Below are 9,128 nucleotides of genomic sequence, written 5' to 3' on the forward strand. Positions count from 1 at the left end.
CCCGGTGGCGTTGCTTCGGGTGGCGAATGTGCATGTGCGTGTGGGTCCGGAGCGTGCGGGACGGGTGCTGTAGGGATACCAGCGGCAGGTTGTGCCGATGACATCCGGGTGATGGGCTGGCCGGCCTGACCAGCCTGTGACTGCGACGACTGGTGCTCCTCGCGTTCGTCCTCACTCTTCGATTCCGAGTCGGTTCGGTTACGACGTTGCTTCTTCATGTTGTGTCCCTCCGGACACTGTCGATTCGAAGCGAGTTGATCATACACGAACCATTGAATTCTTGTTATATTAATGCTCGTTTTCTGGAAAGTGAGGACTGGCGACAGACGAACGACGAATGACTACAACTGAGCGCGACTTGGACCCACGCGAGTCCGNTTAATGCTCGTTTTCTGGAAAGTGAGGACTGGCGACAGACGAACGACGAATGACTACAACTGAGCGCGACTTGGACCCACGCGAGTCCGTCGAGTCCTGTCGCGGTGCTGGGGTAGATACGCGCGTGCAGAGTGCGACTGGGAGCTTTGTCGCCGGCGATTCTGGACGTTGCTGAGCAGGTGGGTGCTGACGAGTTGGTGCGTGGGTCGCGCAAGCAGTCGCCGGTTGGTGATTTTCGGAATGTGACGCAGGTGGGCTTCTGGACAGTGGTGGCAAAGGCCAAGCTCACAAACTAACCGCCCCGCCTCCGCACTGTCGCCAAGGCGACAGCGCAAAAAAAATTACAGCGCCCTGCCCCCACCTCCGCGCGAAAATCTCCAGTGAAACTCACGAAACGAGGTGGGTCCTCTCACGAGAATTTATCAGTGAAGCCGAGACCAAACTCGGTGCTATGCGACATCCACAAGATGACCTGTTGATCGTCTACGCACTCGTACAGCTCGCTCACGACAATAAAACGACTCAGCGAGAAGAGGAAGCACTGAACCTCGCAGCTGACATTGCGCACCAACACGGACTCACTGTCACTGACGCGATTGCCCAGATTGAATTGAAACCTTGATTCCTGACAGTACTTATTACTCTCCTGTTCATGAATGAGAATACGGTCTGGCAATGAAAAAAGCAGAACTGTGGGATTTGTGGATCAGTAGAACACTTCTCCAGGATATCAAGTCGGACGAGACTCCAGATCCGGTTTCACTCTTTGAGATCGAAGACGGTGACATCGAAACCAGCAGCGAATTGAGCAGCTATAAGTGGGGAATGAATGATGGTGATTACCTCTATTTCATTTATCAATTAGACGATCCATGTTCGAAACCTCGTGATATCACACCTGTCTATATCGGCGAATCAAGTGATATCAGTTCCCGAATTGGGCAACACTCTCGGAAGATCCGGAACTCGTTTCCGGTTGCCGAGTGGGAAGACGATGGTGAGTGGGGAAGCTTTTCGAAGTACGATCATATTGCGACAGTTTACGACCGAAGCGATCGACCACTGTACGTTTGGATCATCGATGTTGACGAGATCGACCACTGCCCATACGGATTCGAGACGTATCGACAGGAATTAGAGGCGAAACTCGTCGGACTCGTTCACGATCAAGATCAGTACCGGCGTATCTGTGCAAACCGTGAGTTCGTTCCTAACAGGATTCTTCACGAAATCGGCCATGCTGGACCCGATTGGGTCCCTGAAGAACCAGACGCAGTAGTGGATATGGATTCCGATGAGCAGGTCTTACAATTCGATAACCAGTTTGAGTCAGCGTCGAAAGCCGACCGCTGGTACGAGTGGCTCAGCGACTATCTTATTGCCGACATCCATGACGAGAACACTGCCGATCCAATTCCGTTGTTCGAGACAACTGAAGATCTGGAAGTCAAAAGTGAAGATGGGGTTCTAAATCGATCAGAGACGATCGATGGCCGAATCCGTCGTGAAGGAAAACGCTGTATCGACGAGAACGGCGTTCCTGAGAGTGACTGCGATGGATTGCTGTATATGATGTACCAACTCGAGAAGCCGGTCGATGAGCTCACAGCCAAAAGGGTGATTCCACGATATATTGGAAAAGCAGAGGTATACGGCAAAAAGAAACAGCTGAGTTCGAATTTCACCGAAATCGCACGCGATCGGAATTCAACGAATAGTTTTGCCCGCTGGGGTGATGGAAATTACTGGCACGTCGGTGAACTATCGAATACACTCAATGGTGACGACAAGAAGAAACTCCATTGGGTAGAAGCGCTGTTTGAGCCAGAATCACGAACTCTCTCACAGCAAACGTACTTGTGGGTTCATGCTTGGAATCGCGAGGAAGACGCTGGTCCATATGGAACGCCCGCAACGCTTGCAGAAGTTGAGGCACTTCTCATTGGGACCGCATACGATGCATACCCGGACCAATTATTAAACAAAAGTGGAACACCTGATCATGCACCAATCAAATCAGAGTCCGTAGACCCTTCTTCAGTTTAATCATCTGATTCAACCAAAATTATGGCTAAGGTCAAAACACCAAATTTACTGCCCCACTTCCGCACCGCCGCTATTCGATGGCTCGGATTCTGTCTATATCCCAGTATCACCAAAATAATATGAAGTGGGACATGATTGCCAATCATGGATGATAGAGAGTTGAAACTTGAATTAGTGAAGTTGAACATTGTTGTATTTGGTGCGGTTGTTTCTGCCATATCCCTCGGAGTCTCTTATTTTGAACCTCACATTGCCTTAGGAACTGCATTGTTAGGAATAACTGCCTTTTTGCAATACATGAGTTTGATGCCCGAGTTTTCGATGTTGTCCTCTTCAGACAGTGAGAGCATCATTAAGAAGAGAGACAAGAAACTCAACGAGTGGTACATTATTCTCGGATCAGGGGCCTATATATTCTTGATTTTTGGATTCGCATATCCTCATATTCTTTCAGATTCCAATCTATTTGGTCTAGAAGTGGGGGCTGTACTCCCCTTCTTGGGCATTCTCGGAATGTATGTAATCAGACTTAATTTGTTAAAAGAACATCCTACGAGAGATGCCACCAAATTCGATTCACTAGTATTTGGATTGTTGCTCTTGTTGATAGGGCTGCTAACTTTAGGAGTTCTAGAGGCGTGACACCATTGATGCCCCTAAGGGGGCAGGGCAATTGCGCGGCACGCAGAGCGCGCGCCGCGCTCGCGCAAAAATAAACCGGCCGATATTGGATGTCATAACAGGGCTACCCTACTGATAGGACGTGGCAAGACCATGATAACCGTGATTGTCAGATACACCTACGAGGGTTTATCAGAGAAGCCGCAGCCAAACGTGGGCATCATGCGGCATCCACAGGATGATCTACTGATCGTGTATGCACTCGCAATGCTTGCTCAGGAGCATAAGGGAACTCAGAAAGAAGGTTGGGCTTTGAATCTTGCTGCCGGGATCGCGGAGCAGCACGGACTTACAGTAAGTGACGCAGTTCGCCAGCTTGAGTAGCGGTGGCGGAGGCCAAAAGTCAAAATCAACCGCATCTTCTTGTTTTTCTGAAATCTTAGGCCGAAGTCACCTGTTCTTCGTAAAGGTATTCTAGTAGATCAAGACCATTTTCTACTATCCTTTCGCATCTTTCATCAGAGAATCTATTTATTCTATCGTCAGATGACTCCGAAATCACTCTATAAGTCTTATCCTGATGTGGATCAGTTATTCCTTTCACTTTTAAAATACCTCTAATCTTATCATATGGTCCAAAATCAATACCACGATATCGGAGCAAACACCGCGCTGCATCCTGAATTTCTAGCTCTAACATTCGAAATGCCCGAGTATGGTAACCAGAATCTAGTAATTCAGCAGTTGCCGACGCTACCTCATCGATATGATCGCCATTATATATCTCTCTATTTTCGGTTATTATATCCCTGAAACTGTCAACAAATCCTTGGTCATTATACGAGATTTCGTCTTCGTAATTAAAGTGTATTGTTTTATATTCTTGATCTGATTCGATTTCTTCTTGGAAATAGTCATTGTTTATATGTTTCCAATAGGCCAAATCGTTAGTTAGATCAACTCCAACTATTAAAAAGGGCGCATCCTCAGACAAATAGTGCAAAATACCAGAGACCTCCATGGATTTGCTTGGTGGATCTAAATTCTTCTCAGATAGTTTCTTTACCTGAACAACAATTCGACCAAGAGACACCGATTCATTCTCTCTTAAAACAACTACATAGCCATCTTCGCCAGGTTCTCTATCACCTCTATTAATATGAGGGACCACTTTTTCTGTTTTCGACAAAATATCCTCGAGTTTTGTTACACTTTTAATCTCCTCGAGGTACTGTTGAGGATAGGTCTTGCGGTCTGGCATAACTGATCCTACGGGCTTCTATAAGATACAAGGTGGGGGTGCTTGGGGTTGCACGTCGACAGGATCAGTTTCCTGAATATGCACACGAACGCGGGCTAGTCGTGTGCATAACTGAAACCAGTGAGCAAGGACCTCAGAACAACCCTTCAGCCCACCTTTTGCACTAACTGTGTATTAGATTGTTATTGCAAAGATTGGAAAATAGAGGCTGTGTTCACCAGCCGGTAGCTACGTTCTGAAAAGAGATTCTACTCAGAATCTGCAACCGACTCGAGTTCGCTCGCGTCAAGGTTTTCATCAAGATATGCTTCCCCGCTGTCGGTGATTCGATAGAGCCCTCTAGAGATCTTCGTGACGAGCCCATACTGAGCTAGCACGGGGAGACGATCACTTGCGTGCCCGGCAACGGGACCTCCAAAATCCTCAACAGCCTGTGGCGTGAGGTTTCCTTCCTCTCGAAGCAACTCAAGTATTCGATCATCACTGGGGACCATCCAATCCGCAGGCTGTCGCATCTTACGTACGGTATTCACTGTTAAACTCATAGTATTCCCGGTTACATGGAGTTGGTGCTATACCCACAGCACCCATTGTTTGTAAGCCAGTGTCTACTGCGTAATTCTCAGTAAATATTATGTGCCTAGCGTTCCAAGATGTGAATTAGAAGCCAGGTCTGTACGGGCATGAAAACTGCCCGGCGTGCCCCCACACGCCGGACTTGGCTTCCGATCCCTACACGGGTTCAAGAAGCCATGAAGAACGAGCAACCGAGGGGCAATGAATATTGCCCACTAGACGATGGTATAGCTGGCCAGCAGACCGGCCACGAGAACAGCGCAGACGCACCTGCCACCCGCCGATCAGTAGAGTTCCCCGCTGCAATACCCACCCGCGACCCTGCCACCCGCTACGACGTGATCCACGTCGCTGGCGACGACGCAGTTCTCTTCGAGCCGACAGGCAGTGATCGCGATGCCTAAAGAGCGCACCGCGGTCGGCGTCGATATCGGCGAGCACAACCTCTATGCCGCCTGTCCGGTGACGATGCCGGACTGGATCGGCGCGTACGTGATCAGGGGCGACGATGTCTGTGCCCACCTCGACGAACTGCGTGCACAGACCGCCGCCCACCTTGCCAGCGGCACCGATCGAGACACCATCCGCTCGGCTATCACAGAGCACCACACCGCGATCTGCACTAAGATCGACGACGCCGCACGGACGATCTGTGAGTACGCGACCGCCTACGACGACCCCGTCCTGGTCACCGAGGATAGCAACCACGAAACCGACCTCTGGGCGTGGCTAACCGACCCCAACGCACACCGTGGAACTGCATGGCTGCTCCCGGCGGCCCATCGCCGGCTCCGCGCTGTAGCCGCCGAATACGCCCTTGAGGTCACGACGGTCCCCGAATCGTACTCCTCGCTGGAGTGTCACGCCTGCGGCGTCATCGGTGAGCGAGTTCGGAGTCAGACCGTCTGCTGTACGAACCCGAACTGCTACGTTGGCGGCGTCTACGCCGATTGCAACGCCGCGAAGGTCCTCGCTCAGCGGTACTACCCCGGCCAGCGCTGTGCCTACCGCCCGACGCGGTCGGGTACGCCCGACGAAGGACATGCTGCGCCGGCCGACCGACACGCTACGACGGATATCCGACACGCGATGCTGGCTGACGGTGGCCAACGCGAGCACGATGGGTAACCACCCACTCAACCTCACCATCACCACCGCGACCACTGCCGGACCAGCACCGACCGGGCTGGCAGAGGCACCACCAAACCGCAGTGGTACCGCCAAGCCAGCGGCACCGCCAAACCCCAGTGGCACCGCCAGTACCAACACCCGCCTGCGAATTCGATCACCCTTTTCGCCGACTGGTGTCCGCCCCAGTCGCATCGACGACAACACACCCCAGGTCTCAGCGACACAGCACCGACTCACCCGACCAACGACATACCCCACCCCACACCAGACATGAGCACACAACCCCAGCACTCCGACCCGAACACACTGCAAACACTGACTGCCGAACTCGAAACCCTGCGCGAGCGGGTGACCACCCTCGAGAGCGAACTCGAGAAGAAAGACACACGACTCGAAAACCTCGAGACGGCACTCGACCGAGCACGGACGACAAACGACCAGCTCCGCACTCGCATCGACAACCTCGAAGACGCACAGCCGCCCGTCGAGGCGCGACTGGACGCCCACGAGAAGAAACTCGCCGCGAACAAAGCACGCGTCACCGAACTCCAGGCCCGCGAACTCGAGAAGGGTGCCCATCTGCTCGAAACACACGTCGACGAAACCGAGATCGACGTGGCTGATGGCCGCCTCGAGCGCATTTGCAAGGACGACGGCAGACACTACTTCCGACTCCCCGAGAGCGATGACCCGCTCAGGCGTGGCGGTAACGTCGCACTCGCACACGGCGATCTCCTGCCGATCCAGCAACTCGCGACCATGGACGACGATATGCTCCATGCAACGGTCTCCTCGCTGCCGTCTCGACTTGCAGCAAGGCTCTGGAAAGCACGAACTGATCCCGGCGTTGGCGACAACCCCTGGGAGAACGGCTGTGCCGGCGTCCGCGAATACGTCACCGCAAGCGAGATGAAACACTGGATTCGCAGACAGGAGACAGGCATCAGCGATAGCTACGCGAAGAAACTCGTCTCCAGAACAATCGACGCCCTGCTTGATCTCTCGAAGCATCGGCTCGCGATCAGACGGAAACGCCAGCGCAAGAACGGACTCGAGTACACTGAACGACGTGTGCTCCTGATGGAGGAGGCGGAGATTCCTGGTGCGAGTCCTGGTGAAAAGACAGTGAGAAGGAGAGTAGCTGGGGCTGGGACTGGAACGGGAACAGAGACTGAGACTGCTGCGGAGACTGGTCCGGCGACAACTGCTGTCGACAGGTGAGGCTGTCCCCGGGTTGATCACACCCCCCTGAGAAGGAGTGCACTCTCCACGACGACGACTCACATCCCACGACGATCAGCACTGCCACGTGATGGCGGGTGGATGCGTGTCTCGGTACTTGCGAGGCTGTCGCTCGATCGGTCGTCGTCGGTCCAGAGCCACCGACGGATCGAGAGCGATCACCGAGGACGGCAGGTGTCACCGGGGACTGGCAACGATCATGATCCTGGCCGTGATGCTGACGTGGCCACGCGAGTGCAAAGCGCAACGAGCCCCACCGACGACTCTGGACAACGATCAGCCGGAACCCGTCAGTTCGGCGGCAACCGATAGCTGAGAGGGAATGGAAGCCCAACCCAGAGTTTCGCGGTGTGTCTCACCAGTAGTTATGAGAGAGGAGTTGCCGAAGGCACAGCGCGAACGGGGCACGAACTGAGGTTCGATCGACGAAAGACAGTGATAAGAGTGGTGGGTTGTCAGCACTCGACCGGTTCGACCCACTCCGTCGCAGGTTCGCCGTCGGGGATTCCGAGGAAGGTGACGTGTGCGACCGCGCCTTCCTCGCTGTCTGCCTTGTGGACGTGGCCGGGGTCGATCCACGCGTCGCCCGCCGAGTACGTTCGCGGAACGCAGTCGTCCTCCATCGTGTGCTCGATCTCGCCCTCGATCATGCGGACGATGGACATCCCGGGGTGGCGGTGCCATCCGGACTCCGCGTCCGCTTCCCACGTCGCCTCGGCGAGGATGACGGTCGACGCGTCCTCTAGGTCGACAACGATCGATTCGTCTGCGTCGTCGTAAGTCACCTCGAACGTCGCAGCCACGTCGTCGGTGAAGGAAGCGTGTTCCTGGAGAATTTCGACCTCGAAGCCATCAGGTTCGTCTACCTCAACCTCTTCATCGGTCTCGTCGTCCTCGTCGTCGTGTTCGTCGCCGGCCGCTGTCCCGCTCAGGGCGAGCGCCCCCGCTGTTGCCGCGCTGGCTTTCAGAACTGTTCTCCGCAAGATGCCCTCCGCTGGATTGCGTTTTGTGGTCATGGTCCCTCGTGCCCCTGACCGTGCAGAGGCAATCATAGGCACGTTAACATAGCACATATAGGTCTCATCTTGGAAACAGTAGTAACAGTCAGATGGAGCAACGCATCGTGGACGATCGTCGGTCAGTTCACAGCGTACTGACAGGGGACACTGGCTTTGGGGCGAAACAAACAACCAAACAACAAATCCATCGTACTAAATGTACTCTCTAAGTCTTGTACGCCGATTTCAACGTATCCAGACGCTGTAACACTGGAACGTCTGAGAACTGACGCTAACTCCGCAGGGTTGTGGACAACGCCCTAAACTGGGTCAATCCACACGCTCAATCCGTCGACTCGCTCCACAGTCACCGCCGAAACGGCACCCACCAACGCAGTACGCCGACTCACGCTGACGCGAGCTCGTCGTAGAGTGTCCGCAGCTGCGCCAGCGAATGCGTCGCCGAAATCATCTCCCGACGGCGCAAGCAGAGATCACGCAGCCTCGCCTGTTCCGTAAGGGTCCGGTCGATCGCCTCCCGGAGCGCAGCCGTCTCACCTGGCGGATAGTGATACCCCGTTTCGCCGTCCATCACCGTCCGCGTCAGCGCCCCCGCCGCCGCGGCGACGACCGGCGTCCCGCAGGCGTTCGCCTCCAGCGCCACCAACCCCTGGGTCTCCAACCGCCCCGGAAAGACGAACACGTCGAGCGCCGAGTAGAACGCCGGTAACTCCTCGCGGTCGAGAAAGCCGAGGAAGGTGACATCGCACTCGAGTGCCTCCGCCTGCGCCTCGAGCGTCGGTCGTGAGGGACCGTCGCCAGCGATGACGACCGTCAGGTCCGTCTCGGCGGTCGCGTCGATCAGCTCGCCGAGG

At 54.4% G+C, this 9,128-nt stretch carries 11 protein-coding genes and 1 pseudogene; 7 read left to right on the forward strand and 5 right to left on the reverse strand.

Going from position 1 to position 9,128, the window contains the following annotated elements; translation table 11 throughout:
* Window positions 1-218, reverse strand: a pseudogene (locus tag C482_RS22105) (DUF4157 domain-containing protein); the annotation flags it as partial.
* Window positions 219-829: 611 nt separating this feature from the next.
* Here C482_RS22105 and C482_RS21775 point away from each other — a divergent pair.
* The 4 genes from C482_RS21775 to C482_RS08640 all read left to right on the forward strand — a co-directional run bounded on the left by C482_RS21775 (window position 830) and on the right by C482_RS08640 (window position 3,429).
* Window positions 830-1,000: a hypothetical protein gene (locus C482_RS21775; protein WP_006167166.1), complete on the forward strand. Its 171-nt coding sequence runs from the start codon at window positions 830-832 to the stop codon at window positions 998-1,000.
* 53 nt (window positions 1,001-1,053) lie between these two features.
* Window positions 1,054-2,424: a hypothetical protein gene (locus C482_RS08630; RefSeq protein WP_006167167.1), complete on the forward strand. Its 1,371-nt coding sequence runs from the start codon at window positions 1,054-1,056 to the stop codon at window positions 2,422-2,424.
* 144 nt (window positions 2,425-2,568) lie between these two features.
* Window positions 2,569-3,066, forward strand: coding sequence for a hypothetical protein (locus C482_RS08635; protein ID WP_006167168.1), 498 nt, complete (start codon window positions 2,569-2,571; stop codon window positions 3,064-3,066).
* A 132-nt stretch (window positions 3,067-3,198) separates the two neighbouring features.
* Window positions 3,199-3,429 (forward strand): hypothetical protein, encoded by a 231-nt coding sequence (locus C482_RS08640; RefSeq protein WP_006167169.1) that lies wholly within the window; start codon window positions 3,199-3,201, stop codon window positions 3,427-3,429.
* A gap of 55 nt (window positions 3,430-3,484) precedes the next feature.
* Here C482_RS08640 and C482_RS08645 read toward each other — a convergent pair whose 3' ends face one another.
* The gene (locus C482_RS08645) at window positions 3,485-4,306 is read right to left on the reverse strand and encodes a DUF4365 domain-containing protein (protein WP_006167170.1); all 822 of its coding nucleotides are present in this window, start codon (window positions 4,304-4,306) and stop codon (window positions 3,485-3,487) included.
* A gap of 248 nt (window positions 4,307-4,554) precedes the next feature.
* Window positions 4,555-4,821: a PhiH1 repressor gene (locus C482_RS08650; RefSeq protein WP_193787745.1), complete on the reverse strand. Its 267-nt coding sequence runs from the start codon at window positions 4,819-4,821 to the stop codon at window positions 4,555-4,557.
* A 237-nt stretch (window positions 4,822-5,058) separates the two neighbouring features.
* On the opposite strand from C482_RS08650, the gene C482_RS08655 reads away from it, so the two are divergent.
* The 3 genes from C482_RS08655 to C482_RS08670 all read left to right on the forward strand — a co-directional run bounded on the left by C482_RS08655 (window position 5,059) and on the right by C482_RS08670 (window position 7,234).
* A complete protein-coding gene (locus tag C482_RS08655; protein ID WP_049896582.1) occupies window positions 5,059-5,286 on the forward strand; it encodes an RNA-dependent RNA polymerase family protein in 228 nt (75 codons plus the stop codon).
* Complete coding sequence (locus C482_RS08660) at window positions 5,279-6,010, forward strand: zinc ribbon domain-containing protein (protein ID WP_006167172.1); 732 nt, start codon at window positions 5,279-5,281, stop codon at window positions 6,008-6,010. Before C482_RS08655 ends, C482_RS08660 begins: the two co-directional genes overlap by 8 nt.
* 273 nt (window positions 6,011-6,283) lie before the next feature.
* Complete coding sequence (locus C482_RS08670) at window positions 6,284-7,234, forward strand: coiled-coil domain-containing protein (RefSeq protein WP_006167174.1); 951 nt, start codon at window positions 6,284-6,286, stop codon at window positions 7,232-7,234.
* Between the two features lie 476 nt (window positions 7,235-7,710).
* Here the strand turns inward: C482_RS08670 and C482_RS08675 are convergent, their stop codons facing one another.
* Window positions 7,711-8,271, reverse strand: coding sequence for a cupin domain-containing protein (locus tag C482_RS08675; protein WP_006167175.1), 561 nt, complete (start codon window positions 8,269-8,271; stop codon window positions 7,711-7,713).
* A 388-nt stretch (window positions 8,272-8,659) separates the two neighbouring features.
* Window positions 8,660-9,128 (reverse strand): glycosyltransferase (locus C482_RS08680; RefSeq protein WP_006167176.1); only part of this gene is annotated, 469 nt, incomplete at its 5' end.

Origin of the sequence: Natrialba chahannaoensis JCM 10990 (assembly GCF_000337135.1) — an archaeon.
Lineage (GTDB): Archaea > Halobacteriota > Halobacteria > Halobacteriales > Natrialbaceae > Natrialba > Natrialba chahannaoensis.

Bases quoted from the DNA above. Each gene is read 5' to 3' on its own strand.
- C482_RS21775 (WP_006167166.1), top strand. From the start codon at position 830: ATGCGACATCCACAAGATGACCTGTTGATCGTCTACGCACTCGTACAG.
- C482_RS08630 (WP_006167167.1), top strand. From the start codon at position 1,054: ATGAAAAAAGCAGAACTGTGGGATTTGTGGATCAGTAGAACACTTCTC.
- C482_RS08635 (WP_006167168.1), top strand. From the start codon at position 2,569: ATGGATGATAGAGAGTTGAAACTTGAATTAGTGAAGTTGAACATTGTT.
- C482_RS08640 (WP_006167169.1), top strand. From the start codon at position 3,199: ATGATAACCGTGATTGTCAGATACACCTACGAGGGTTTATCAGAGAAG.
- C482_RS08645 (WP_006167170.1), bottom strand. From the start codon at position 4,306: ATGCCAGACCGCAAGACCTATCCTCAACAGTACCTCGAGGAGATTAAA.
- C482_RS08650 (WP_193787745.1), bottom strand. From the start codon at position 4,821: ATGCGACAGCCTGCGGATTGGATGGTCCCCAGTGATGATCGAATACTT.
- C482_RS08655 (WP_049896582.1), top strand. From the start codon at position 5,059: ATGAAGAACGAGCAACCGAGGGGCAATGAATATTGCCCACTAGACGAT.
- C482_RS08660 (WP_006167172.1), top strand. From the start codon at position 5,279: ATGCCTAAAGAGCGCACCGCGGTCGGCGTCGATATCGGCGAGCACAAC.
- C482_RS08670 (WP_006167174.1), top strand. From the start codon at position 6,284: ATGAGCACACAACCCCAGCACTCCGACCCGAACACACTGCAAACACTG.
- C482_RS08675 (WP_006167175.1), bottom strand. From the start codon at position 8,271: ATGACCACAAAACGCAATCCAGCGGAGGGCATCTTGCGGAGAACAGTT.